Raw genomic sequence first — 25,720 nt, 5'->3', positions numbered from 1 at the left:
GGCCGGAGCAGTTCGCTCCGGCCGGTCTTTTTCATTCCTGCGGGAAGCGCGAGCGCGGGGTGGCCATCGGCACCTTGTCGCCGTCGAGCGGCAGGAAAGTGCCCAGCTCGGCGTCATAGGCCTTGATCTGGCTGGTTTCGATGTCATACACCCAGCCGTGGATGAACAGCTGGCCGCGCGCCAGCTTGGCCGCTACCGATGGGTGGGTGCACAGGTGGTTGAGCTGCGCCACCACGTTTTCCTCGGTGAGCACCGCCAGGGTTTCCTTGTCGTCGCTGCAGTTGCAGTTCTCCGCCACCACGCTGCGTGCCACCTCGGCATGGCGCAGCCAGGCCTTGACGGTGGGCATGGTTTCCAGCGACGCCGGGTTGAGTACCGCCTTCATCGCGCCGCAGTCGGAGTGGCCGCAGACGACGATGTGCTGCACGCCCAGGGCCATCACCGCGTACTCGATGGCGGTGGAGACGCCGCCCATCATCTGCCCGTAGGCCGGCACTACGTTACCGACGTTGCGGTTGACGAACAGGTCGCCGGGCGAGCTCTGGGTGATCAGTTCCGGCACCACGCGCGAGTCGGCGCAGGTGATGAACATGGCACGCGGGTTCTGGGCGGTGGCGAGCTTCTTGAACAGTTCTTCCTGCTGCGGGAAGACTTCGTTGCGAAAGCGCTTGAAGCCATCGACGATGCTGTGCAGCGCCTGCTCGGCGGTTTCGTTGCCCTCATGGGTCTGAAGCGGAATCACCTGGTGTTTGTAAGGCATGCCCTGAACCTCTTTGTTATCTGAAAATGCGCTGCTAGAACGACAGCCGCTGCGCTGTGCGAGTCACACCGCAAGTTTCTCCTGCGCCAGGCGGCGCGACAACCGGTAGGTTTTTGCAATTCGTGGCGAACGCCTGCGGCCGGGCGAGCCGCAGGTCGTCAGCCGCGGTGGTGGCTGCGGAAGAAGTCGATCAGGCCCTGGGTGGAGGCATCCTCGGCGCCGCTGAGGTCGCTGCCGACCATGCGCGAGTAGACGCCCTTGCCCAGTTCCTTGCCCAGCTCCACGCCCCACTGGTCGAAGGCGTTGATGCCCCAGATCACGCTCTGCACGAAGACCTTGTGCTCGTAGAGGGCGATCAGCGCGCCCAGGCGGCCGGGGCTGACCCGCTCCAGCACCAGGGTGTTGCTCGGGCGGTTGCCGGGGACCACCTTGTGTGGCGCCAGGCGCTGCACCTCGGCTTCGCTCAGGCCCTGGGCGCGCAGTTCGGCCTCGGCCTCGGCGTGGCTCTTGCCGAGCATCAGCGCCTGGCTCTGCGACAGGCAGTTGGCGAACAGCCATTGATGGTGATCGGCGACCGGGTTGTAGCTGCTCACCGGGACGATGAAGTCCGCCGGGATCAGCAGCGTGCCCTGGTGCAGCAGCTGGTGATAGGCGTGCTGGCCGTTGCAGCCGACGCCGCCCCAGATCACCGGGCCGCTGGCGATCTGCAGCGCGCTGCCGTCCTGGCGCACGCGCTTGCCGTTGGACTCCATGTCCAGTTGTTGCAGGTGCTTGGTGATGTTGCGCAGGTAATGGTCGTACGGCAGGATCGCGTGGCTCTGCGCGCCCCAGAAATTGCCGTACCAGACGCCGAGCATGGCCAGCAGCAGCGGCATGTTGCGTTCGAACGGCGCCTGCTGGAAGTGCCGGTCCATGCGGTAGGCGCCGGTGAGCAGCTCCTTGAAGTTGGAGATGCCGATGGACATGGCGATGGGCAGGCCGATGGCCGACCACAGCGAATAGCGCCCACCGACCCAGTCCCACATGGGCAGGATGTTTTCCTCGCGGATGCCGAAGGCGCAGGCCGCCTCGACGTTGCTCGACACCGCCATGAAGTGCCGGTGCAGCTCCTCATCGCTGCCACCCTGGGCCAGGTACCAGCCACGTGCGGCCTGGGCGTTCTTCAGGGTTTCCAGGGTGCCGAAGGTCTTCGACGAGACGATGAACAGCGTGGTTTCCGCACACAGCTTGGCGGCCAGCTCCTGGAACGAGCTGCCGTCGATATTGGCCAGGTAGTGGCAGCGCACGCCGCGCTGGGCGAACGGCAGCAGCGCCTCGGACACCAGCTGCGGGCCGAGGAACGAGCCGCCGATGCCGATGTTCACCACGTCGGTGATCGGCTTGTCGCTGTAGCCGCGCCACAGACCATGGTGCACCCGGCCGACCAGTTCGCTCATGCGTTGCAGGGCGCGGTGCACCTGCGGCATCACGTCCACGCCGTCGACCAGCACGCGCTCGCCCAGCGGCCGGCGCAGCGCCGTATGCAACGCCGGGCGCCGCTCCGAGGCGTTGACCTGCGCGCCATCGAACAGCGCCGCGATGGCCTCGGCCAGGCCGGCCTCGCGGGCCAGTTCGACCAGCAGGCTGCGGGTGCGCACGTCGATCAGGTTCTTCGAGTAGTCGAGGAACAGGCCGCAGTCATCCAGCGAGAAGCGCGCGAAGCGTTGCGGGTCGTCGGTGAAGGCCTGGCGCAGGCTGAAACCCTCCAGTGCCTGGCGCTGCTCGCGCAGTGCCTGCCAGCTGGGCAGTTGGGTGACGTCCTGCGAGGACGGGGTGTAGGGCATCGGGCAATCCTCTCTCAGCGCGCGGCCAAGTGATGGCGGTCCAGCTCGTGCAGGTAGGGCAGGTCGGGGCCGACCCGCGAGCAGGTCAGCGCGGCCGCCTCGATGGCCAGGCGCAGCATGTCGTCGATCGTTGCGCGGTCGAGCGTCTTCAGCGCCTCGGGGCTGTCCAGGTCATGCCGTGCCAGGTAGCTGAGCAGCGCCGCCTGGAAGGTATCGCCCGCACCGACGGTGTCGCGCGTGTGCACCGGCACCGCCGGTGCCGACCAGTGCCCGTGACGACAGTGCACGCTGGCGCCGGCACTGCCATGGGTGAGAAACACCAGCTGGCAGCGTTCGTTGAGCCAGCCGGCCGCGACCTGCTGTGGCTCGCGCTCGGGGTACAGCAGCTGCAGGTCCTCTTCGCTGACCTTGATCAGGTGCGCATGGCTGGCGAAGGCTTCGACCCGTTCGCGCCATAGCGCGACATCCGGCGCCGGGCCGAGGCGCACGTTGGGGTCGAGGCTGATCAGGCGCCGCTGATGTTCGCGCTGCACCAGCGCCAGCAGCGTGCTGGCCACCGGCTCCACCACCAGGGAGAAGGAGCCGACATGCAGGCCGCGCACCTGGGCATCCAGGGTCGGCAGGTGTTCGCTCAGCAGCAGGCGGTCGGCGCAGCCCTCGCCACGGAAGGAATACTGCGGCGAGCCGGCGGCATCCACGCCGACCATCGCCAGGGTGGTCGGCGCATCGCTGGCGATCAGGTAGGCATCGCTCACACCCTCGTCGCGCAGGACCTGGCGCAGCCGCTGGCCGAGGCTGTCGGAGGATATCCCGGTGAACAGCGCCGAGTCGGCGCCCATGCGGCGCATGCCCAGCGCCACGTTGAACGGCGAGCCACCGGCGATGGCCTTGAAGGCCAGCTCGTTGCTGCGGGCGCCGTCGCTCTGGATGAACACGTCGAACAGTGCTTCGCCACAGACCAGGTACATATGCGTCTCCGTATCGGTTCTCGGGGAGCTCCGAAAACTTCCCTGGCGCTGGCTCGCGGCGTCGCTCTGCGCCAGTGCCGGGTGTTCCGCAGCCGCCCTCGGGGCGTTCTCACGCCGGGTTGTGTTCGGCGAGCCGGCTGACCTGCTCGCGATAGTGTTGGTAAACCTCTTCGTACTGCGCCGTGCGCGCCGGGTCCGGCTGCGTCTGCGTGCTGGCGTCGAGCTGCACGCAACGTTCGCACAGTGCGGCCAGCTGCGCCTGGCGGTCGGCACCCGGCGTCAGGCACCAGGCCGCCTGGATCGCCGCACCCAGGGCGGCGGCCTCGGTCTGTCGCGGGCAGACCAGCGGCGTGCCCATGATGTCGGCGATCACCTGGCGCCACACCGGGCTCTTCGCCGCACCACCGATCAGGCGGATGGTCTGGCTCTGCAGGCCGCTGGCGCGCAGCAGGTCGAGACCGTAGCGCAAGCCGAAGCTGGTGCCCTCGACCACCGCCCGGCAGAGGTTGGCACGGGTCAGGTTGTCGCTGTCCATGCCCAACAGGATGGCGCGCGTGTTGGGCAGCGCCGGTACCCGTTCGCCGTTGAAGAACGGCAGCATCAGCAGACCCTCGGCCCCGATGGGCGCCTGCTCGACCAGCGCGCCGAAGGCCCGGATGTCCAGTTCCAGCAACTGCTGGATCAGCCCGGTGGCGCTGGTCAGGTTCATGGTGCAGATCAGTGGCAGCCAGCCGCCGGACGACGAGCAGAAAGTCGCCACCTGGGCATGCGGGCTGATCATCGGCTGCTCGCTGTAGGCGTACAGCGTGCCGGAGGTGCCCAGGCTCATGGTGATCGCGCCGGGACGGATGTTGCCGGTGCCGATGGCACCCATCATGTTGTCGCCGCCGCCGCTGGCCACCACGGCCTGCGGGTTCAGGCCCAGGCGCTCGGCGATCTGCGGGCGGATCGGCCCCACCGGCTGGTCCGGCTCCAGCAGTTGCGGCAGGGCGCGCTGCAGGCGCCCGCTGGGGTCGATGAAATCCAGCAGCGCGCCGTCCCATTGGCGTGTGCGCACGTCGAAATAGCCGCTGCCGGAGGCGTCGCCGTATTCGCTGCAGGCACGCCCGGTGAGCCAGTGATTGAGGTAGTCGTGCGGCAGCAGGATATGCGCGATGCGGGCGAACAGCTCGGGGTGCTGCTCGCGCGTCCAGAGCAGCTTGGACACCGTGTAACCGGGCGCGATGGCCACGCCCAGGCGCTGCAGCGAACCGGCTGCGCCGCCGAGGTGCTCGAGCAGGCGCTGGTTCTCCGGGGTCGATTCGGTGTCGCACCAGAGCTTGGCCGGACGCAGCACCGCGCCCTGCTCGTCGAGCAGGACCAGGCCATGCTGCTGGCCGGAGACGCCGATGCCGAGAATCTGCTCGCCGCGAATGCCGGCGGCCGCCAGCGCCTGCCGCGTGGCCTGCTCGAAGGCCTCCAGCCATTGCCCCGGCTGCTGCTCGCGGCGGCCGTTGGCCGCGCTCTGCAGGCTGTGGCTGGCGCTGCCGGCGCCGAGCACCTGGCCGCTGTCGGCGTCGAGCACCAGGGCCTTGGTGCCCTGGGTGCCGCAGTCGATACCGAGGTACATGCTCAGAGCTCCCGCATGCGCTCGATCAGCAGCGCTTCCAGGGCGAGCTGATCGGCATGGAACTGGCGAATGCCCTCGGCGAGCTTCTCCGTGGCCATGGGGTCTTCGTTCATCTGCCAGCGAAACTGCTGCTCGTCGAGGCAGGCCGGGGCGAGCACCCGCTGGCCGTCGTCCTGCAGCGCTGGCCGCAGTTCGCCGCTGGCCTGTTCCAGTTCGGCGAGCAGGGCAGGGCTGATGGTCAGGCGGTCGCAGCCGGCCAGGGCGAGCACTTCGCCGATGTTGCGAAAGCTCGCGGCCATCACCACCGTGGCGTAGTCGTGCTGCTTGAAGAAACGATAGACCTGGCGCACCGACAGCACGCCGGGGTCGTTCTCGGCCTCGAAGCGGACGTCCGGAGTCTGCTGCCTGTGCCAGTCGAGAATACGCCCGACGAAAGGCGACACCAGGTAGATGCCGGCCTCGGCGCAGGCACGGGCCTGGGCCAGGTTGAAGATCAGCGTGAGGTTGCAGCGAATGCCTTCGCGCTCCAGCTGGCGCGCCGCCTGGATGCCTTCCCAGGTGGCGGCGATCTTCACCAGGACGCGCTCGCCGGGGATGCCCAGTTGCAGGTAACGCTGGTGCAGCGCGCGCGCCCGCGCCACGGTGGCGGCGCTATCGAAGGACAGCGCCGCCGGCACTTCGGTGGACACCTTGCCCCGGATGGTCGCGAGAATCTCCACGCCCATGCTGACCACCAGACGGTCGCACGCCTCGGCGATGATCGCGCGGGGCGCTGCGCCGCTGCGGATGGCCTGGCGCAGTGCGTCGTCGACCTGACGCTGGTACTGCCCCGCCTGCAGCGCCTTGAGGATGATCGACGGGTTGGTGGTGGCGTCCTCGGGCTGGAAGCGGTTGATGGCGACCAGGTTGCCGGTGTCGGCGACCACCACGCTGTGCTGCTTGAGTTGGCTGAGCAGGCTGGGCATGTGCGTCTCCGGGGCCTAGGCGTGCAGCAGGTTGTGCAGGGTCTGGCTGACGCCCCGCTCGCGCAGGCTGGTCAGGCAGCGCTCGAAGGCGGCGACGAATTCCAGCGAACGCCCTGGCGCGCTGCCGAAGATCGTCTCCTCGCCGAGCACCCGCGCGGTGAGCTGGGCATCGTCGGCGACCAGCGCCTGGCAATGCTCGGCCCTCGGGTCGGGAATCCGGTAGCGGGCGCCGCTTTCGTCCTCGCCCTTGAGGTACAGCGCCCAGGCGGCGACCACCAGGGCCACCCGGTCCAGTGGCTTGCCGTCGGCGATCAGGCGCTGCAGGGTCGGCACGATGAACTTGGGAAACTTCGACGAGCCGTCGGAGCAGACGCGCTCCAGCTGGTCGGCGATGGCCTGGTTGGAGAAGCGTTCGATCAGCGTGTCCTTGTAGTTGGTCAGGTCGATGCCCGGCACCGGGGCCAGCTGCGGCGTGACGTCGAGGTCCATGAAGCTGCGCACGTACTGGCGCATCAGCGGGTCGTTCATGGTCTCGTGGACGAAGCGATAGCCCTTGAGAAAGCCCAGGTAGGTCAGGGCCAGGTGGCTGCCGTTGAGCAGCTTGATCTTCATCTCTTCGTAGGGCGTGACGTCGTCGGTGAACTGCACGCCGACCTCTTCCCAGGCGGGCCGGCCGCTGACGAACTTGTCTTCCAGCACCCATTGCACGAAGGGCTCGCAGACCACCGGCCAGGCGTCCTCGACGCCATGCTGCGCGGCCAGCTGCTGGCGGTGCGCGGCGCTGGTCATGGGGGTGATGCGGTCGACCATGGCATTGGGAAACGACACGTGCTGGTCGATCCAGCTGGCCAGCTCCTGATCGGCCAGCTGAGCGAAGGCGAGCAGCGCCTTGCGCGTGACGGCGCCGTTGTGCGGCAGGTTATCGCAGGACATCAGGGTAAAGGCCGGAATGCCGGCGGCCCGGCGCCTGGCCAGGGCCGCGCAGAGGAAGCCGAACACGCTCCTGGGGGCGTCGGGGTGGCGCAGGTCGTGCTGGATGGCCGGCAACTCGGCGAGGAACTCCCCGCTGCTGTCGTCGATGCAGTAGCCGCCTTCGGTGATGGTCAGCGAGACGATGCGGATCGCCGGGTCGGCGAGCTTGTCGATCAGCGCCTGCGGCGATTCCTCGGCCAGCAGCATGTCGTTGATGGCGCCGATCACCCGTACCGGCAGGTTCGGTTCGTCGCCCAGTTCGACCAGGGTGTAGAGATAGTCCTGGCCAGCCAGGGCGTCACGCATGGCACGGTCCTCACTGCGCACGCCGACTCCGCAGATGCCCCAGTCGAGCGCCAGGCCCTGGTTCATCAGGGCATCGGTGTAGACCGCCTGGTGAGCGCGGTGAAAGCCGCCAACGCCGATATGGGCGATGCCGGTGCGGATCATGTCCGGGGTGTAGGCTGGCAGCGCGACGGCGCCGCCAAGCCGGGAGAGCTGCTGGCGATTGAGTTTCATCTGGAAAGTCCCGTGATGGCGCGCTGTCAGGCGGCCTGCTGCAAGGGTTTGGCGACGGCCTGGCCGTCGGCGTCGAAGAGGTGGCAGTGCGCCGGGTCGAAATCCAGCGCCAGGGTGTCGCCATAGCGCGGCGCGAAGTCGCCCCGTACCCGCACCGTGAGCATTTCGCCCGAGCTGCAGCGCACGTGGCAGAAGGTGTCGCTGCCCAGGCGTTCGCTGACGTCGGCGGTCACCTGCAGGCGGCCCGTGCCGGCGGCGGCGACGTCGAGGTGCTCGGGGCGCACGCCCAGGGTCACGCTGCTGCCGACGGCGAGCCCGGCGGCGGACAGCGGCAGGCTCAGCTGGCCGCCGCATTCCAGTTGCACGGTGCAGCTGTCGCCCTCGACCTGCTGCAGCGTGCCGCGCAGGAAACCCATCTTCGGCGTGCCGAGAAAACCGGCGACGAACAGGTTGGCCGGGTGGTGGTACAGCTCCAGCGGCGAGCCGACCTGCTCGATGCGGCCGCCATTGAGCACCACCACCTTGTCGGCCAGGGTCATGGCTTCGACCTGGTCGTGGGTCACGTAGATCATGGTCGCCTGCAGGTCCTTGTGCAGTCGCGCCAGCTCCAGGCGGGTCTGCACGCGCAGGGCGGCGTCGAGGTTGGACAGCGGCTCGTCGAACAGGAAGATCTTCGGGTTGCGCACGATGGCGCGACCGATGGCCACGCGCTGGCGCTGGCCACCGGACAGCTGCCTGGGCTTGCGCTCGAGCAGGGCCTCCAGTTGCAGGATGCGTGCGGCGTTGGCGACCTTCGCCTCGACTTCCTGCTTGCCCACCCGCGCCAGGTCGAGGGCGAACGACAGGTTCTTGCGCACGGTCATGTGCGGGTACAGCGCGTAGGTCTGGAACACCATGGCCAGGTCGCGGCGCGCCGGGGCGACATCGGTGATGTCCTTGCCGTCGAGTTCGATGTGGCCGCTGCTGACTTCCTCGAGCCCGGCGATCAGGCGCAGCAGGGTGGACTTGCCGCAGCCGGAGGGGCCGACGAACACCACGAATTCGCGGTCGCGGATGTCCAGGTCGATGCCCTTGATGATCGCGGTGCCATCGAAGCCTTTCTTCAGGTTGCGGATCTTCAGATCAGCCATGTCAGTTCTCCCGTTATTTCACCGCGCCGAAAGACAGGCCGCGTACCAGTTGTTTTTGGCTGATCCAGCCGAAGATCAGGATGGGCGCGCAGGCCAGGGTCGAGACGGCGGAGAGCTTGGCCCAGAACAGGCCCTCGGGGCTGGAGTAGGAGGCCACCAGCGCGGTCAGCGGGGCGGCGGCGGAGCTGGTCAGGTTGAGCGACCAGAATGCCTCGTTCCAGCACAGGATCAGCGACAGCAGCATGGTCGAGGCCAGGCCGCCGCGAGCGATCGGCAGCAGCACGCGGACGATCTCCTGCCAGGTGGTGGCGCCGTCCAGGCGCGCGGCTTCGAGGATGTCCACGGGGATGTCCTTGAAGTAGGTGTAAACCATCCACACCAGGATCGGCAGGTTGATCAGGGTGTAGATGATGATCAGCGCCAGGCGCGAATCGAGCAGGCCGAACTGCTTGGCCAGCAGGTAGATCGGCACCAGCACGCCGACCGGCGGCAGCATCTTGGTCGACAGCATCCACAGCAGCGTGCCGCGGGTGCGCCTGGTCTCGAAGAACGCCATGGAATAGGCCGCCGGCACGGCCAGGAGCATGCACAGCAGCGTGGCGGAGACGGAGATCAGCACCGAGTTCCAGGCGAAGGCGAAGTAGTCGCTGCGCTCGTTGATGTGCAGGTAGTTCTCCAGCGTCGGCATGAAGATGAACTGCGGTGGCGTGGCGAAGGCGTCGATCTCGGTCTTCAGGCTGGTCAGCACCATCCACAAGATCGGGAAGAAGATCACCGCGGCGATCGCCCAGGACAGGGTGCCGATCAGCACGCTCTGCAGGCGACGGGATTGCTTGAGGGTCAGCATGTCCGGGGCCTCACTGCTTGTCGGTCAGGTTCTTGCCGATCATGCGGATCAGCACGATGGCGGCGATATTGGCGATGACCACCGCGATCAGCCCGCCCGCCGAGGCCATGCCGACGTCGAACTGCAGCAGGGCCTGGTTGTAGATCAGGTAGGCGAGGTTGGTCGACTCGTAGCCGGGACCACCGCTGGTGGTGGTGTAGATCTCGGCGAACACCGAGAGCAGGAAGATGGTCTCGATCATCACCACCACGGCAATCGGCCGCGCCAGGTGTGGCAGGGTCAGGTGCCAGAAGATGGCGAGCGGGCCGGCGCCGTCGAGGCGCGCGGCCTCCTTCTGCTCCTGGTCCAGCGACTGCATGGCGGTCATCAGGATCAGGATGGCGAACGGCAGCCACTGCCAGGACACGATCAGGATGATCGATAACAGCGGATAGTGCGCCAGCCAGTCCACCGGCTGGGCGCCGAAGAACTGCCAGACGGCGGCGAGAATCCCCGACACCGGATGGAAGATCAGGTTCTTCCACAGCAGCGCGCTGACCGTGGGCATGATGAAGAACGGCGAGATCAGCAGCACCCGTGCGATGCCGCGACCGAAGAATTCGCTGGCCTCCAGCAGGGCGGAGATGAGCACGCCGAGCACCACGCTGATCAGCAGCACGCTGCCCACCAGCAGCAGGGTATTGCCGGCACCGGAGAGGAAGGCGGCGTCAGTGACGAAGTACTCGAAGTTCTCCAGGCCGACGAAATCGTTCTCGCCGGGGTACAGCAGGTTGTAGCGGATCAGCGAGAAATAGACGGTCATGCCCAGCGGCACGATCATCCAGATCAGCAGCAGGAGCACCGAAGGGCTGACCAGGAACCAGCCGGGTGCCAGGCGCCGAGGCTTGCGCCCACCCGGCGTGCTGAGCTGGGCAGCAGGTGTGTCGATGGCCGGAGAATTCATCATGCCTCCGAGGGCGGGATAGGGGGTGAGGTAGGGCGGGTGGCGTTGCGTCGGGTGGGGTGGGCGCCCGGTGGAGCAGCGACGCGACGCCGACTCTCGCCTGCTCGGGTGGCGCGCCGCGCTTCACCTGCGACGGCGCTGACCCACACCGGGACGCTGCGCGTGGCTTACTTCGGGTATCCCGCGCGCTTCATTTCCCGCGCCGTGCTCTGCTGCGCGGCCTGCAGGGCCTGCTCCGGCTGCATCTGGCCGGTCAGCGCGGCGGCGAACAGCTTGCCGACACTGGTGCCGATGGCCTGGAACTCGGGAATGGTCACCAGCTGGATACCCACGTAGGGCACGGGCTTGGCGCTGGGGTTGGCCGGGTCGGCCTGCTTCAGCGAATCCAGGGTGACCTTGGCGAACGGCGCCGCCTGCATGTAGGCATCGCTGTAGGTCGAGGCACGGGTGCCAGGCGGTACGTTGGCCACACCGTCGGTGTCGGCCACCAGCTTGGCGTAGGCCTGCGAAGTGGCCCAGGCACTGAAGGTCTTGGCGGCAGCCTTGGACTTGGAGCTGGTGGGAATCGCCAGCGCCCAGGAGTACAGCCAGGAAGCACCCTTGTCGGTGACCTGGGTCGGCGCGAAGGTGAAGCCCACCGCGTCGCTGACCTTGCTCTGCGACGGGTCGGTGACGAACGAGCCGGCCACGCTGGCGTCGACCCACTGCGCGCACTTGCCACTGTTGAACAGCGCCAGGTTTTCGTTGAAACCGTTGCTCGAGGCGCCCGGCGGGCCGTACTTCTTCATGTTGTCGACGTAGAAGTTCAGCGCGTTCTTCCATTCGCTGCCGGTGAATTCCGGCTGCCATTGCTCATCGAACCAGCGCGCACCGTAGGCATTGGCCAGGGTGGTGATCAGCGCCATGTTCTCCCCCCAGCCGGCCTTGCCGCGCAGGCACAGGCCGTAGACGCCCTGCTCCGGCTGGTGCAGCTTGCCGGCGAACTCGGCGAGCTGTGCCCAGGTCGGCTGCTCCGGCATCTGCAGGCCGGCCTGCTCGAACAGATCCTTGCGGTAATAGGTGATCGAAGCTTCGGCGTAGAACGGCAGGGCGTACAGCGTGCCCTTGGCCGACAGGCCTTCACGCACCGAGGGGAACACGTCGTCGAGGTGATAGTCGGCCGGCAGATCGGTCATCGGCTCCAGCCAGCCTTTTTCGCCCCACAGTGCGGCTTCGTACATGCCGATGGTGAGGACGTCGAACTGGCCGCCCTGGGTGGCGATGTCGGTGGTCAGGCGCTGGCGCAGCACGTTCTCTTCGAGCACCACCCACTTGAGCTTGATGTCCGGGTTCTGTTCTTCGAAGGTCTTCGACAGGCGCTGCATGCGGATCATGTCGCTGTTGTTGACCGTGGCGATGGTCAGGGTTTCGGCGCCCTGGGCGACGACGGTGAGGGACAGGCAAGAGGCTGCAACGAGGGCTTTGATCGAGTTGTTCATGCTTGTGAACTCCTCTCCCGCGCCGGTACGGCTACGGAAGAACGTTATTGTTTTTGTTTCGCTCGGCCCGGATTACACCCCCGCTGGGCCGCGCGGACAAATCCTTGAGCGCACAGTGGCCGATACTTTTTTGCACTCGATGGGCAATGCTCAACCCGCCTGGCGAGCAGCGGAACTGCCTGAGATGAGGGGCTGTGGCGATATCGGGGGACAGGGGCGCTGCCGATTCAGTACAGGTTTTGCTCGGTCAGGCGCTGCACCGCCAGCTTGCGATAGCCGGAGGGCGTCATGCCCTTGAGCTGCTGGAAGCGGCGGTTGAAGTTGGAGATGTTGCTGAAGCCGGACTCGAAGCAGACCTCTGTCACCGGCTTGTCGCTCTTGCTCAGCAGCTCGCAGGATTTGCTCACCCGCAGGCGATTGACGAACTCGACGAAACAGCGCCCGGTGGCCTGCTTGAAGAAGCGCGAGAAGTAGGTGGGTGTCATGCCCAGGTGCTCGGCGACCTCCTCCTGGCTGATGCCCTGTGCATAGTGCTGAAAGATGTAGTCCACCGCCCGGTTGATGCGTTCGACGTGCTGCTCGTCGCCCAGCTCCGACGAGGTCACGGCCGAGAGCAGCTGGTAGTCCTCGCTGCCGGCGAGCAGCTCCATGAGGATGAAGAAGTGGCCCAGGCGGGTGATCCCACGGCTGCTGGCGATCCTGTCCAGCAGCACGGCGGCTTCGCGAATCAGCTGCGGGTCGCGGAACTCGATGCCGAACTGCGCGCGGGCGAGCAGGGGCTGCAGGGTCTTGAGTTCGGCGAACACGGCGGTGCCGCTTTCCAGCACCTCGTCGGTGAAGTTGACCAGCATGTCGCGGGTTTCCACCCGTTCGCCTTCCTCGACCTGGCTGATCCAGTTGTGCGGCAGCCCCGGGCCGGTGAGAAACAGGGTGTTGGCAGAGAAGTTGCCGATGTAGTCGCCGATGAACACCTTGCCCGAACTGGCGACGATCAGGTGCAGCTCGTATTCCTTGTGGAAATGCCAGCGCACCAGTGGCGAGGGGAAACCGTGCTGACGGTAGATCAGCGAATGGCCTTCATGGTCGTCCATCAGTTCGTAGGACGGGTCGGCTACGCGGGATGTGCGGGTCATGGGGTGCGCCGGTCAATGCCTCGGTTGACCACGTTTTAACATATCGGCGCCCGCTGCCAAGTCAGAGCAGACTCAATTGTGCACCCGGCGGGCAGAACTGCGTGCAGTCCAGCGCCACGCTGCCCCGGCGGTCCAGGCCGAACTTGCGACGCGCCAGGCGGAAGCGCTGTTCCAGCAGGTCGGCGAACTGCCCCTCGCCACGCATGCGGCTGCCGAAGCGGCTGTCGTAGTTCCTGCCGCCACGGCTCTGGCGGATCAGGCTCATCACATGGGCGGCGCGCTCCGGAAAGTGCACCTGCAGCCATTCCTCGAACAGGTCGGCGATTTCCAGCGGCAGGCGCAGCAGCACATAGCCGGCCGAGCGGGCACCGGCATCCCGGGCGGCCTCCAGCAGCGCTTCCAGTTCCATGTCGTTGATCATGGGAATCATCGGTGCGCAGAGCACGCTGACCGGCACACCCGCCTCGTGCAGCGTGCGCATGGCCCTCAGGCGCGCCGCTGGTGCTGCGGTGCGCGGTTCCATGATGCGCTTGAGCTCGTCGTCCAGGGTGGTCAGGCTGAAGGCCACGCTGACCAGGTTGTGGCTGGCCAGTTCGCCGAGCAGGTCGAGGTCGCGCAGGATCAGCGAGCCCTTGGTGATGATGTGCAGCGGGTGCTTGTAGCGCAGCAGGATTTCCAGCGCCTGGCGGGTCAGGCGCTGTTCGCGCTCGATGGGCTGGTAGGCGTCGGTGTTGATGCCCAGGGCGATGGGCTGCGGCACGTAACCGGGTTTCTGCAGCTGCTCTTCGAGGCGCTCGGCCAGGTTGGTCTTGGCGATCAGGCGGGTTTCGAAGTCGATGCCCGGTGACATGTCCCAGTAGGCATGGGTCGGCCTGGCGAAGCAGTAGATGCAGACGTGCTATGTTATTGGTTCCACTCTCCAAGATTGGTTAAAAGATGACCAAAAAGTGCTTTCCTTATGTTCGTTTCTCATCTACCCGCCAGGAAGATGGATCAACGAGAACCCGCCAAAATGGGCTTATAGAGGCTTTTGTAGCCAAGCACGGCTTGGAAGTGGATCGACACCTTGAAGACGCCGGAACGAGTGCTTTCCACAGTAAACACGCAGGATCAGAAGGTGTTTTAGGTCAGTTTCTCAAAGAGGTAAGGAAAGGAGAAATTGAGAAAGGTTCTTATTTATTGATCGAAAACTTTGATCGCCTTTCAAGAGACAAAATCGTTCGCAGTAATAAGATTTTTACGGATCTTCTATTTTCAGGCATCAAAATAGTCATTCTTGATAAAAACAAGGTTTATGACGCCGATAATTTAGATTTTGGTGATTGGATTACTGCTCTTGTTGAATTTGAAAGGGCTAATGCAGAAAGTCAGCGTAAAAGCGATTTTTCAAGCAAGGCTTGGAAACTCAACAGAGATAAGATGCACAATGGTGAAATCGTCACTAAAAAAGTTCCTACTTGGTTAAAAGTAGAAAACAACACATTCATCATTGATGAAGTAAAAATAGACAGAATAAGAACACTTTTCAGGCTTTCCCTTTCCAAAGGTCTACAAGAAGCAACTAAAGAATATAACACCTTATACGGTGAAAAATTGGCTATTCATCAGGCTCAATATCTATTGAGCAATAGAAAGTTAATTGGTGAGCATCAGCCGCAAAAAATTCATTACAACGAAAATGGTCGGCTCATTAGAAAAGATGAAGGAAATCCCATTCCAGATTATTACCCGCAGGTAATAGATGAAGATTTGTTTTTAAAGGTTCAATCCGTCATCACATCAAGGAAACCATTTTCAGGTAGATATTCAGCCCAAAGATATAATGTTTTCCGTGATTTAATTTTTTGCCGTTTTTGTGGCGGAACTATTCGCTACATGAACAAAGGCGAAAGAGATTATTTCATTTGCACAAACTCGATGACAGGCAAATGTGGTTTAAAAGGCCAGCAGTCAATTAGAGGTAAAAAAGTATTCAGCCGCTTTTTTAAATTCACCAATGGCATCAACATTGGAACCCTATTAGAAGAAAATACCAATGCCGATGAAATAAAAAATGAATTGATGAAATTGGAGAACCAAAAAACCAAAATCTCTAATCGTCTTGATGATTTTAAATCTCAAATCAAAAAGATGATTATGGAAGGTGAAACCATTCCAGAAACATACAATGAGATTATTGTTGATTTAGAAAACAGCATCATAAAATATGATGATGAAATTGAAATCAAAAACAAAGAACTCGACAAGATTATTTCTTCATTTAGGTCATTCTATGACTTAAAAGAAATTGACATTGAAACAATCATCTATGACAAATCACAAGAAGCAATTGAAAAACGAGTTCAATATAACAATGAACTAAAAAACATCATCAAGAAAATCCAGATTGATTACTTGAATGATATTTTACATGTAGAGTTTTCTAATGGTGTAAATCGCCACATTCTCAATGATGAATTGGCAAATGAATACAACAAAGATGAAATTGAAAGTTCTTGGGCTAGCGTAGTCAAATCAATAGCAAATAAGACTAATCCACAATCTTAATTTACCAGTTTTAGCAAAGCCACTTTTCAGTGGCTTTTTTTATGCGTGCTATACACTCTTGAAAACATTTTAATGTGTGGTTTAATGAATTAGAGGACATATATAAAAGTAAGCCACTTATATATACCTGCTATGTATACAGTCCCATTTTTGCTACGCAAAAAAGTGACGGTATACGCAGGTTCCTGGCCGGAATGGCAGAAGCAAAAAATCAACAGCCACAAGAGGATACTATGAATGATAATTTACAGACTATTACGCTAACTAAAAGAGACCAAAACTATTCAAACCTTAATGGGCTGAATAGTTCAATGCTTCATTCTTTACGATTAGACCAAAATGAATATGATGACTTTGAGCGTAACCCAAACGCTCAATTCAATAATAAGATTACATTCAAAGGTATCAGGCAAGATTTAACACCAGAACTTGCCAAGTCTATACATGTAGAATTTCAAGACTTCTTACAAACAAAAATAAGAGATACAGCAGCATCACAAGATATTGCTGGCGAAAAAGAAAAACTCCGCAAGTTAAAGTCCAAACTTAATAAATTCCTAAAAGAAACAGATGTGGATTCAATATCCAATTATATTGAATCTGCTATGGAGTTGAAAAGTGAATTTATTCCTGATGAATACTCTTCACTTTTAAATGAGCACGGAATAAAGAGAATTAACCAAAGAATTGAGTTATTAGGCAACTATATAGATAAGAAAAAAGAAATTGAAACAACAATGCCTAATAGAGCAGTTTCGGACAATACCAACAGAATAAAAGAGGTTTTCTTAACAATACCATCAACCAACAATTTACCAATAACGGAAGAATATACAAAACTAACCCAGAGAGCACTATATACATTCTATAAAGAGAACTTTCCAAATAATGAAATAATTCTTGCCGTTGAGCATTTAGATGAGACATCTAACCACTCGCACATATTCATTGACCTTGAAAACTCGAAAACAAAGAAATATGACTTTAACGAGCAAGAACAAGAGTTCGCTTTAAATTACTACGAAACTCATAAAGAAATACTTGGGCTTGAAAGACCTCCTGTTCTTGAAGACTTCAAAATACCTAATAGAACAGAAGAAAGACAGAGAAAACGATATATTGAAGAAAGACAATCTTGGAAGTCCAGCATATTACAAAAGGCATTTTATGAGCACTTTAATAAAATGGCATTGGAGTATGGATTAAAAGCCAAATTCCTACCTAAAAATGAAGAACAAAAATCAAGAATGCGAATTATTGAAGAGCAAGCAAAAAAACCAAAAAGCGAAAGGGCATTTAATTATTATACAAAACAAATTGATGATTTGATGAAGCAAATACAAGAAAGCAATATGGAGCTTGAACAGAAAAACGAGTTAATCGAAAACAAAGAAGCACTGATTGAAAAATATGAAAGCAAACAATCGGAATTGATAAATGCTCTTAATGAAAAGATTGAAGAGCAAAAAGCAAAAGATGCTGAAATCAAAAAGTCTAATCAGGTTTTGCAAGAGCAAAAAACCAAAATATCAAACAATAATGAAAGCATCTTAAATCTTAATAATGCAATATCCAGCAAGAGAATAGCAGTTAGTGAACTAAACAAAACACTAACCCAAAAAGATGCCGAATTAAAAACAGTCAAAGAAGATATCTCATCGGAACTTGCCAAACTTAAAAAAGCCGAAGAGAAAAATAAAAATGCTATGGCTGAAAATGAAAAGTTGAACAAAAGTAATAAAAGACTTCAACATATCAATGAAGCTATAAACAATAAGTTAAGCGTAAATATCGCAAAATTAGACAGCCGTATGGATAAGATGGTAAGAGATATAAGGATTGGTAATTCTAGCGAACTTGACTATAAAATAATGAAGGAAGAAATAATTGATACAGTAAAACACTATGGCAAAGAAATGAGGAAGGACTTTTTATTCCATTGGGAAGCCAATATGCAAGATAAAGGGCTTGATTTCAATAAAGTTAAACCAGACATTAAAGACAATATAAAACTATGGTGCAGCGATAAATTAACAAGCACCCAAGTAATAGAGTTTGATGCAGAAGAAAAAGCAGAAGCAGCAAAAGCAAGAAAGAGAAGAAGACCAAACGCCTACTGATTTGACTTTAAATATTAAAGTGATACCATAATTATAAGTGAACCCCAAATGTAGTTAGCATTTAGGGTTCGGCGTTGATACTGATAGCGGCAGTTTCAACTGGTATATATAGTTATAACATATAATATTACCATTTCAAGACCCTGCCGACAAAACCTCATCATAATTATAAATTCAGTATTCACGCCTTGAACATGTAGGAAACCAAAAAGTGATTGTTTCGTGTTCAAGCGAAGAGAAATAAAACGGGGATACTGGAAATTTCTCAACCCGCCAGCCATATGAAAATATGTTAAACAGGGTTCCAGTTAGGTGCTGATATAGCCTATAAGTGTTTAAAGTTTAAACTGAATATCACAGATTTAAACCCTGAAAATCAGGCAAGCTAAACTTGTTTTTTAAGTCATAAAACAAGGAAGACCAGCTTTGCCTGAAGCTTGAAAAGCGAAAGGCAATGCTGGAATTTAAAAGAGCGAAAACCCCCTAGGGTTTTCAAGACACGTATACACACACGACACACACATACATACACGCATCACATCCCCCGCAAACCCATACCAACACACATACACCAAGCAATACCCTCTAAAACCTCCAAAAACTGCCCATAATCGAGCGATTAGCATTGGCTTGGTGCTTTGGGTATCAAAAACAAGAATACGCCTTAAAACGGCTTATTTTCGATTGGTGTGATGATGTTGATTTCTTGCCCTAAAAAATCGTAAACCTTGATTTTTCACGCCTTTAAAAAATGGCGTTTTTAGCGTGGTTTTTATTTCTGCTTACTAATATACGAAGAAAAATAAATCGCTCAATTTTGACCTATTTCCGTGAATGCACTAAAAAAGTGCATATCATTTTTTATATATTTTTATCTCAAATTTTTGATATTTCCATTTTCCCGACCTTCGAATTTTGGCTTAAAAACAGCAAAAATCGTTGTCAATAGGTAAATGAAAATATTTTTATCGTTCGACGAAAAACACTAAATAGCGTCCGACCTTAATTTTCTTTTTCCGCTCTTTTCCCATCAGAACAACCGAGCAATTGCTCGGTACGCTTTTGCTCTTTCTGGTCATTTTTCACGCTTGAACAAGTTCAACCGCTCAAAACAACCTTTTATTTTATTCCGAGTATCTGCCGCCCTTCGATTATGGCATTAGAAAACTCTAACCTATATTCTTCCCTAATCAAATTTCTTGGGACTTCATAGCCTACTATATTTTCTATTCGCAAGAGAATTTCAGACGCATCAACAAAAGACCCGCCCTTACAGAGATACAAGAAATAAGAAACCGCAATTTGCATTGCCGCTTCGTCTGCGTTCATTTTTGAAGCCCAAGAGGCTTCGATTAATTTGGAATACTTTACTGCACTCGGGAAGCCTTGGCTTTCATCAGGCTCAATTTTGAACTCTTTGCTTAACTTCAAGCCTATTAGTTCAATGTAATTTCTTTTTCTTCCATAAAACCACAACATCACTACTCCTTATTTATTCGATGTAGTGACTTGATACTATAGCGGCGTTATGCATTAAAGCCATAAGATTATGACGGCGGAACCTTTTACAGAGCATATCCAGCCATGCTCGCAGCCACGGTAGGGGTTCACCGAGCGATCGAAGCCGACATCCGGTGAGTTGTTGCGGGTGATGGCCGTCTTCGCCTTTTCCTTGCGCACCTCGGTGGCGCGGCTCGGCGGCGTTTCCTCCTGATACCAGCCGTCGTCCTGCTGCTCCGAACGGGTCGGTGCATAACGGTTGTGTGGGTTGCTGGCGGTACCACGGCCTCGTGGCGGCAGGCTGACGGACATGAACGGGCTCCTGAGAATACTGTATAAAAATACAGTCATCTGGCGCCCGGGCAAGTCCCTTTTGTCGCGGCGCCGCTCAGGCGGTCGCCGGTTGCGTCCCGTCCTTGCGCTGGGCGTAGCGCTGCGCCAGTACCGCGCAGACCATCAGCTGGATCTGGTGAAAGAGCATCAGTGGCAGGATCAGCACGCCGATGGCGCCGCCGGCGAACAGCACCTGGGCCATGGGCACGCCGGTGGCCAGGCTCTTCTTCGACCCGCAGAAGAGGATGGTGATGCGGTCCTCCAGGTTGAAGCCCAGCCACTTGCCGAGCAGGTGGGTCAGCAGCAGCGCCAGGGCCAGCAGCACGCAGCAGGCGACGACCACCGCCAGCAGCGTGACCAGCGGCACCTGCTGCCAGAGGCCGCCGATCACCGCGGCGCTGAAGGCGGTGTAGACCACCAGCAGGATCGAACTCTGGTCGACGTACTTCAGCCAGTTCTTGTTCTGCGTCACCCAGCCGCCGATCCAGCGTTGGGCGATCTGGCCGAGGATGAACGGCAGCAGCAGTTGCAGGCTGATCTTGCCGATGGCGTCGAGGGTCGAGCCGTTGTCGCCGTGCACGCCCATCAGCACTGCCACCAGCAGCGGCGTGATGAAGATGCCCAGCAGGCTGGAGGCCGCCGCACTGCAGATCGCCGCCGCGACATTGCCGCGTGCCAGGGAGGTGAAGGCGATGGCCGACTGCACCGTGGCCGGCAGCGCGCAGAGGTAGAGCATGCCCATGAACAGCTCGCTGCCCAGCAGCGGCTCCAGGGCAGGGCGCAGCGCCAGCCCGAGCAGCGGGAAGAGGATGAAGGTGCAGGAAAACACCAGCAGGTGCAGGCGCCAGTGACCGGCACCGGCGACGATCGCCTGGCGTGACAGCTTGGCGCCGTGCATGAAGAACAGCAGGGCGATGGCCAGGTTGGTGATCCATTCGAACGCGGTGGCGACCTGGCCGCTGGCGGGCAGCAGCGTGGCGGCGAGTACCACGGCGAGCAGGGTCAGGGTGAAGTTGTCAGGCAGCAGACGGCGCAGGAACATGGCGAATCTCGGACTTGCGATACAGGAGGGCGTCAGACTATCGTCGTCGAAGATTTCCGGCTAACGCTAAAGAGCCAGCAAGTGTCGCTAAGCAGACATCCCGCTACCCTGCATCGCAGCCTGCCCGAGTTGCCCAGCCTGCCTCGGCCGCTCTATGGCCGGGTCGAGTCGCTGACCAACCGTGCGCTGACCTTCCGTCATACCCACCCCTGGGTGCAGCTGTCCTATGCCATCGCCGGGGTGCTCGAGGTGCAGACCGCTGGGGCCCGCTTCGTCGCCCCGCCGCAGCGCGCGGTGTGGGTGCCGGCAGGTGTCGAACATCAGGTGCTCAGCTCGCCTCGTACCGAGATGCGCAGCCTGTACATCGACGGTAGTGCCGTGCCCTGGGGTTCGCCCGACTGCCGTGTGCTGGCGGTCAGCCCGCTGCTGCGCGAGCTGATTCGTGGTTTCAGTGCACTGCCCGCGGAGTACGACGAGCAGGGCGCGCCGGGTCGGCTGGCCGCAGTGCTGCTGGACGAACTGCGCGCTGCCCCGGATGTCGCGCTGATGCTGCCGTTGCCGCAGGACGCACGGCTGCGTGAGGTGTGTCAGGGGTTGGAGGATGCGACGCTGCGCCAACTGGGCCTGGGTGAATGGGGCGAGCGGCTGGGGGTTTCGGAGAAAACCTTGAGTCGCCTGTTCCTGCGCGAAACGGGCCTGAGCTTTCGTATGTGGCGCCAGCGCCAACGCCTGCTCGATGCGCTTACCCCGCTGGAGCAGGGCGAGCGGGTCACCGACGTGGCGCTGGCCTGCGGGTATGACTCGCTATCGGCCTTTATCGCCGCCTTTCGCCGCCAGTTTGGCGCAACTCCAGGAGAGTTCTTTCGCGAGTAGCGTGTAACTTGCGGGATGAATCTTCACTTACCTTGCGCAGTCAGTGAGCAGATCAGCGCAGTTCCACTCAGCGCAGTTCCACGGGCAGCGCCTTGCCGCCTTGCTGCTGCCAGGTGCCGGTTAGTGAGCCGTCCGGCTGCAAGTGCAGGTCGAAGATGGCAGGGTTGTCGCCACCTTCGTACAGGCGAACCTGATCAGCACTGATGGTCCGCTGGCTCAGTTCGATCTGCCGGGCGTAACGCTCGTAGAAGTAGCTGCTGGAGGCATAGACGTTGCCCTCCAGCACCAGGCTGATCGCGTAGCGGCCATCGATCTTGCCGCGGTAGGCGCCACCGGCACGCAGATCGGCAGGACGCTGGCAGCCGCTGCGCTGCTCCAGCAGCAGGCAGCGACCGTAGGGGCTGAAGTCATCGGTCAATTGCGCATAGGGAATGCTGTTGCTGTACTCGCCCAGGTCGTCCAGTGCCTGCACGACATGCGGCGCGCAGCCTTCGGCGATCAGCTTCAGGCTATCGCGACCCAGCTCCACCCGGTTGTATGTCAGATCGCTGTTGCTGCGTCTGGGCAAGCACTCTTTATACATCGAACGCTGGGTTTCGAGGCGCTCGTCATCCTCGTCCAGCTCTGCCGTGGCGTCGGCCGGAGGCGGCAATTCGGCGAGAAATGCCCCGATGCGCTGGCCGCGTTCATGGCCCACACGTTCGCCGAGCCGTTGCAGGCCCGCTGGCGTGAACAACTGCTCGAGGCCGATGGGGCGGCCGCTGGTCAGATCGAAGGGGTAGGTAAAAGTACCCATGCTGGTATAGGCGCCGGTGTATTCGCCAGTCACGCTCAGAGACAGATAACCCGGCCCCTGGCCATCGATCATGTAATCGATGTTGTTGGTCCCCCAGATTTCGCCCTCCTTGGGCCAGATGCGTTCGAATGGCGAGCGCTCGAAGCGCCCAGGTAGGCCGTTCAGCACGACCGCATGCAGGTAGGTATTGATACGCCCGATGGCAGGGCTGTCACCGTTGAACAGGGGGAAACGGTAGGTTTCCCACTCGCTACGCTTGGCTTCCAGGTTCTCGACACGCAGCTCGGCCGCCACCGGCAATGCGGCGCTGAGCAGTAACAGGGGTAGAAAACGCATACGGCCCTCCATGGCCAGAAGTGGGACTACTCGCTGGGCTTCTTCAGCTTAGGGTTGGGGAAGAACTGCACCGCCTGCACGTTCGGATCGGCCGCCTTGGGCTTCAGGCCGCTGACGTTGACCCGGGTGGGCAGTTCCCTGGGCACCGAGTTGCCACGGGCGTCGAGGGTGTCGGCGTAGCCGCACTTGACGCACTCGCGGTGCGGCACGCCATCGACGTTCCACATCTTGATGCTGTCGGTCTCGCTGCATGCCGGGCACACGGCGCCGGCGATGAAGCGCTTCGGCGTGCTGTTCACAGGCGCATCGCTCATGCGGCCTCCTGGCTCAGGCCGAGGTGACGCAGCAGGGCGTCGATGCTCGGTTCGCGGCCACGGAAGTCGACGAACAGCACCATCGGCGCCTGCGAGCCGCCACGGGCGAGGATGGCCTCGCGGAAGGCGCTGCCGGTGGCGCTGTTGAACACGCCTTCTTCCTCGAACTTGGAGAAGGCATCGGCACTGAGCACTTCGGCCCACTTGTAGCTGTAGTAACCGGCTGCGTAGCCGCCGGCGAAGATGTGCGCGAAACCATTGGCGAAGCGGTTGTAGGCCGGTGGTCGCATCACCGAGACCTCGCTGCGCACGCCTTCGAGCACGTCCAGCACGCTGCGACCGTCGCCGTGGGTGGCATGCAGCTCGAAGTCGAACAGGGAGAACTCCAGCTGGCGCACCATCATCAGCCCGGACTGGAAGTTCTTCGCCGCCAGCATCTTGTCCAGCATGGCCTGTGGCAGCGCTTCGCCGGTTTCATGGTGGCCGGAGATCAGCGCCAGGCCTTCCGGCTCCCAGCACCAGTTCTCCATGAACTGGCTGGGCAGCTCGACCGCATCCCAGGCGACGCCGTTGATGCCCGAGGCGCCGGCGTGCTCGACGCGGGTCAGCAGGTGGTGCAGGCCGTGGCCGAATTCGTGGAACAGGGTGGTGACTTCGTCGTGGGTCAGCAGCGCCGGCTTGCCGCCGACCGGCGGGGTGAAGTTGCACACCAGGTTGGCGACCGGGGCGATCAGCTTGCCGGAGGCATCACGCCGCTTGTCGCGGGCACCATCCATCCAGGCGCCGCCGCGCTTGTTGGCGCGGGCGTAGAGGTCGAAGAAGAAACGCCCGACGTGCTCGCCGTGTTCGCTGATCTCGAACAGGCGCACGTCCGGGTGCCAGGTGTCGAAGTCGTGCAGCTCGCGGATCTGGATGCCGTAGAGCTTCTGCACGATGGCGAACAGGCCGTTGAGCACCTTGTCCACCGGGAACCAGGCGCGCACTTCCTCCTGGGAGATGCTGTAGCGCTGCTGGCGCAGCTTCTCGCTGTAGTAGCCGACGTCCCAGCTTTGCAGATCGCAGAGGCCTTGCTCGGCGGCGAAGGCCTTGAGCTCGGCCAGGTCCTGCTCGGCGAAGGGTTTGCTGCGCACCGCCAGGTCACGCAGAAAGCTCAGCACCTGATCGGTCGACTCCGCCATCTTGCTGGCCAGGCTCAGCTCGCTGTAGTGGGCGAAGCCGAGCAGGCGGGCCAGCTCCTGGCGCAGGTCGAGAATCTCGCTCATCAGCGGGCCGTTGTCGTTCTGCCCGGCGTTCGGACCCTGGTCGGAGGCGCGGGTGCAGTAGGCGGCGTACACCTCTTCGCGCAGGGCGCGGTCGTCGGCGTAGGTCATCACGGCGTAGTAGCTGGGGAACTCCAGGGTGATCAGCCAGCCGTCCAGGCCCTTGGCCTGAGCCGCCTGCTGCATCTGCGCCTTGGCCGAATCGGTCAGGCCGACCAGCAGCGCTTCATCGGTCACCTGCTTGGTCCAGGCCTGGGTGGCGTCGAGCAGCTGGTTGGAGAACCTGCTGGTCAGCTCGGACAGGCGCATCTGGATTTCACCGTAGCGCTTCTGCTGTTCGGCCGGCAGGTCGATACCTGACAGGCGGAAGTCACGCAGGGCGTGCTCGAGAATGGTCGTCTGCGCCACGTCGAAAGTGGCCGCCTGCGGGCTCTGCGACAGCGCTTCGTAGGCCTGGAACAGCGGCTTGTTCTGGCCCATCTCGGTCCAGTATTCCGACAGTTTGGGCAGGCAGGCCTCGTAGGCGGCGCGCAGTTCCGGGCTGTTGCACACGGCATTGAGGTGGCTCACCGGGCTCCAGGCGCGGCCCAGGCGCGCACCCAGCTCGTCCAGCGCCAGGACCAGGCCGTCCCAGCTCGGATTGGCCTGCTGGCGCTCGAGCAGTTCGGCGATGGCGACGCGGCTGTCGGCCAGGATCTGCTCGACGGCAGGTTCGACGTGCTCGGGTTTGATCTGCGAGTAAGGCGGCAGGTCGAAGTCTTGCAGCAGGGGATTGTTCGCGGTCACGACGAGGCACCTGTAACGAAGGGAGATTGGGTTGAGAGCGTGGCAGCGCAGCGAGGCGGCACGATAACAACCGACATGGGGGCCATATTAATTACAATCAAGCCTTCCCGCAGCCTTGGAGATTTCTATCATGGCGATTCGCAGTTACCAGCAATTCACTCCGCAGCTCGGTGAGCGGGTATTCGTCGATGCCAGCGCCGTGGTGCTGGGTGACGTCGAGATCGGTGACGACAGCTCGGTCTGGCCGATGACCGTGATCCGTGGCGACATGCACCAGATCCGCATCGGCGCGCGCACCAGCGTGCAGGACGGCAGCGTGCTGCACATCACCCATGCCGGGCCGTTCAATCCGGAGGGCTACCCGCTGATCATCGGCGACGAGGTCACCGTCGGGCACAAGGTCACCCTGCACGGCTGCACCCTGGGCAGCCGCATCCTGGTCGGCATGGGCAGCATCGTCATGGACGGCGCCGTGGTCGAGGACGAGGTGATCATCGGCGCCGGCTCCCTGGTGCCGCCGGGCAAGCGTCTGGAAAGCGGTTACCTGTACGTCGGCAGCCCGGTCAAGCAGGCGCGGCCGCTGACCGACAAGGAGCGCAACTTCTTCAGCTACACGGCAGGCAACTACGTGAAGCTCAAGGACCTGCATCTGGTCGAGGGCTACTAG

Annotated in this window: 20 protein-coding genes and 2 pseudogenes; 4 read left to right on the top strand and 18 right to left on the bottom strand. The window is 59.8% G+C overall.

The genetic code is table 11. The features are described 5' to 3' along the window. Positions 1-31 precede the first annotated feature (31 nt). From E4487_RS21220 to E4487_RS21165, 12 genes and pseudogenes are all read right to left on the bottom strand, one after another. Complete coding sequence (locus tag E4487_RS21220) at positions 32-760, bottom strand: carbonic anhydrase (protein WP_051800626.1); 729 nt, start codon at positions 758-760, stop codon at positions 32-34. 158 nt (positions 761-918) lie between these two features. After that, positions 919-2,583 carry a glucose-6-phosphate isomerase gene (gene pgi / locus E4487_RS21215; RefSeq protein WP_175254332.1) on the bottom strand — a complete coding sequence of 555 codons (1,665 nt, stop codon included), beginning with the start codon at positions 2,581-2,583 and terminating at the stop codon, positions 919-921. A gap of 14 nt (positions 2,584-2,597) precedes the next feature. After that, positions 2,598-3,551: a carbohydrate kinase gene (locus E4487_RS21210; protein ID WP_175254331.1), complete on the bottom strand. Its 954-nt coding sequence runs from the start codon at positions 3,549-3,551 to the stop codon at positions 2,598-2,600. Positions 3,552-3,660: 109 nt separating this feature from the next. Next, positions 3,661-5,160 carry a xylulokinase gene (gene xylB / locus E4487_RS21205; RefSeq protein ID WP_175254330.1) on the bottom strand — a complete coding sequence of 500 codons (1,500 nt, stop codon included), beginning with the start codon at positions 5,158-5,160 and terminating at the stop codon, positions 3,661-3,663. Between the two features lie 2 nt (positions 5,161-5,162). Next, on the bottom strand, positions 5,163-6,125 hold the full coding sequence (gene tal / locus E4487_RS21200; protein ID WP_175254329.1) for a transaldolase: 963 nt from the start codon (positions 6,123-6,125) through the stop codon (positions 5,163-5,165). Positions 6,126-6,140: 15 nt separating this feature from the next. Beyond that, entirely contained in the window at positions 6,141-7,616 is a 1,476-nt protein-coding gene (locus E4487_RS21195) for a mannitol dehydrogenase family protein (protein ID WP_175254328.1), read from the bottom strand. Positions 7,617-7,642: 26 nt separating this feature from the next. Continuing rightward, positions 7,643-8,746, bottom strand: a complete 1,104-nt coding sequence (locus E4487_RS21190) for an ABC transporter ATP-binding protein (protein WP_175254327.1) — start codon at positions 8,744-8,746, stop codon at positions 7,643-7,645. A 13-nt stretch (positions 8,747-8,759) separates the two neighbouring features. After that, positions 8,760-9,593, bottom strand: a complete 834-nt coding sequence (locus E4487_RS21185; protein WP_037054547.1) for a carbohydrate ABC transporter permease — start codon at positions 9,591-9,593, stop codon at positions 8,760-8,762. 10 nt (positions 9,594-9,603) lie between these two features. Further along, positions 9,604-10,536 (bottom strand): carbohydrate ABC transporter permease, encoded by a 933-nt coding sequence (locus E4487_RS21180; protein ID WP_175254326.1) that lies wholly within the window; start codon positions 10,534-10,536, stop codon positions 9,604-9,606. A 167-nt stretch (positions 10,537-10,703) separates the two neighbouring features. After that, positions 10,704-12,014: a sugar ABC transporter substrate-binding protein gene (locus E4487_RS21175; protein WP_037054551.1), complete on the bottom strand. Its 1,311-nt coding sequence runs from the start codon at positions 12,012-12,014 to the stop codon at positions 10,704-10,706. A 227-nt stretch (positions 12,015-12,241) separates the two neighbouring features. Then, the gene (locus E4487_RS21170) at positions 12,242-13,147 is read right to left on the bottom strand and encodes an AraC family transcriptional regulator (RefSeq protein WP_175254325.1); all 906 of its coding nucleotides are present in this window, start codon (positions 13,145-13,147) and stop codon (positions 12,242-12,244) included. 61 nt (positions 13,148-13,208) lie between these two features. Next, positions 13,209-14,045: pseudogene (locus E4487_RS21165) on the bottom strand (PA0069 family radical SAM protein); the annotation flags it as partial. 38 nt (positions 14,046-14,083) lie between these two features. Here E4487_RS21165 and E4487_RS21160 point away from each other — a divergent pair. Then, a complete protein-coding gene (locus tag E4487_RS21160) occupies positions 14,084-15,694 on the top strand; it encodes a recombinase family protein (protein WP_175254324.1) in 1,611 nt (536 codons plus the stop codon). A 194-nt stretch (positions 15,695-15,888) separates the two neighbouring features. Further along, positions 15,889-17,814 (top strand): hypothetical protein, encoded by a 1,926-nt coding sequence (locus tag E4487_RS21155; RefSeq protein WP_175254323.1) that lies wholly within the window; start codon positions 15,889-15,891, stop codon positions 17,812-17,814. A 1,119-nt stretch (positions 17,815-18,933) separates the two neighbouring features. Here E4487_RS21155 and E4487_RS21150 read toward each other — a convergent pair. From E4487_RS21150 to E4487_RS21140, 3 genes and pseudogenes are all read right to left on the bottom strand, one after another. Beyond that, a complete protein-coding gene (locus E4487_RS21150) occupies positions 18,934-19,293 on the bottom strand; it encodes a hypothetical protein (protein ID WP_175254322.1) in 360 nt (119 codons plus the stop codon). A 96-nt stretch (positions 19,294-19,389) separates the two neighbouring features. Then, positions 19,390-19,626, bottom strand: a pseudogene (locus tag E4487_RS21145) (radical SAM protein); the annotation flags it as partial. A 76-nt stretch (positions 19,627-19,702) separates the two neighbouring features. Further along, positions 19,703-20,689 carry a bile acid:sodium symporter family protein gene (locus E4487_RS21140; protein ID WP_150607135.1) on the bottom strand — a complete coding sequence of 329 codons (987 nt, stop codon included), beginning with the start codon at positions 20,687-20,689 and terminating at the stop codon, positions 19,703-19,705. Between the two features lie 81 nt (positions 20,690-20,770). Here E4487_RS21140 and E4487_RS21135 point away from each other — a divergent pair, with 81 nt between their 5' ends. Next, positions 20,771-21,562 carry a helix-turn-helix transcriptional regulator gene (locus tag E4487_RS21135; protein ID WP_037054558.1) on the top strand — a complete coding sequence of 264 codons (792 nt, stop codon included), beginning with the start codon at positions 20,771-20,773 and terminating at the stop codon, positions 21,560-21,562. Positions 21,563-21,629: 67 nt separating this feature from the next. On the opposite strand, the gene E4487_RS21130 is transcribed toward E4487_RS21135, so the two are convergent. The 3 genes from E4487_RS21130 to prlC are packed head-to-tail and all read right to left on the bottom strand — an operon-like array spanning position 21,630 to position 25,053. Next, positions 21,630-22,694 (bottom strand): hypothetical protein, encoded by a 1,065-nt coding sequence (locus E4487_RS21130; RefSeq protein ID WP_175254320.1) that lies wholly within the window; start codon positions 22,692-22,694, stop codon positions 21,630-21,632. 26 nt (positions 22,695-22,720) lie between these two features. After that, positions 22,721-23,008 carry a YheV family putative zinc ribbon protein gene (locus E4487_RS21125; protein ID WP_037054561.1) on the bottom strand — a complete coding sequence of 96 codons (288 nt, stop codon included), beginning with the start codon at positions 23,006-23,008 and terminating at the stop codon, positions 22,721-22,723. After that, entirely contained in the window at positions 23,005-25,053 is a 2,049-nt protein-coding gene (gene prlC, locus E4487_RS21120; RefSeq protein WP_175254319.1) for an oligopeptidase A, read from the bottom strand. The genes E4487_RS21125 and prlC overlap by 4 nt, the downstream gene beginning before the upstream one ends. Positions 25,054-25,183: 130 nt before the next feature. Here prlC and E4487_RS21115 point away from each other — a divergent pair, with 130 nt between their 5' ends. Next, positions 25,184-25,720, top strand: coding sequence for a gamma carbonic anhydrase family protein (locus E4487_RS21115; protein WP_152489979.1), 537 nt, complete (start codon positions 25,184-25,186; stop codon positions 25,718-25,720).

The organism is Pseudomonas sp. BMW13, assembly GCF_013357275.1.
In the GTDB taxonomy this organism is placed as follows: domain Bacteria; phylum Pseudomonadota; class Gammaproteobacteria; order Pseudomonadales; family Pseudomonadaceae; genus Aquipseudomonas; species Aquipseudomonas khazarica.
Note: the sequence above shows the minus strand (reverse complement) of the source record. Positions and strands in the feature narration are given on the sequence as shown.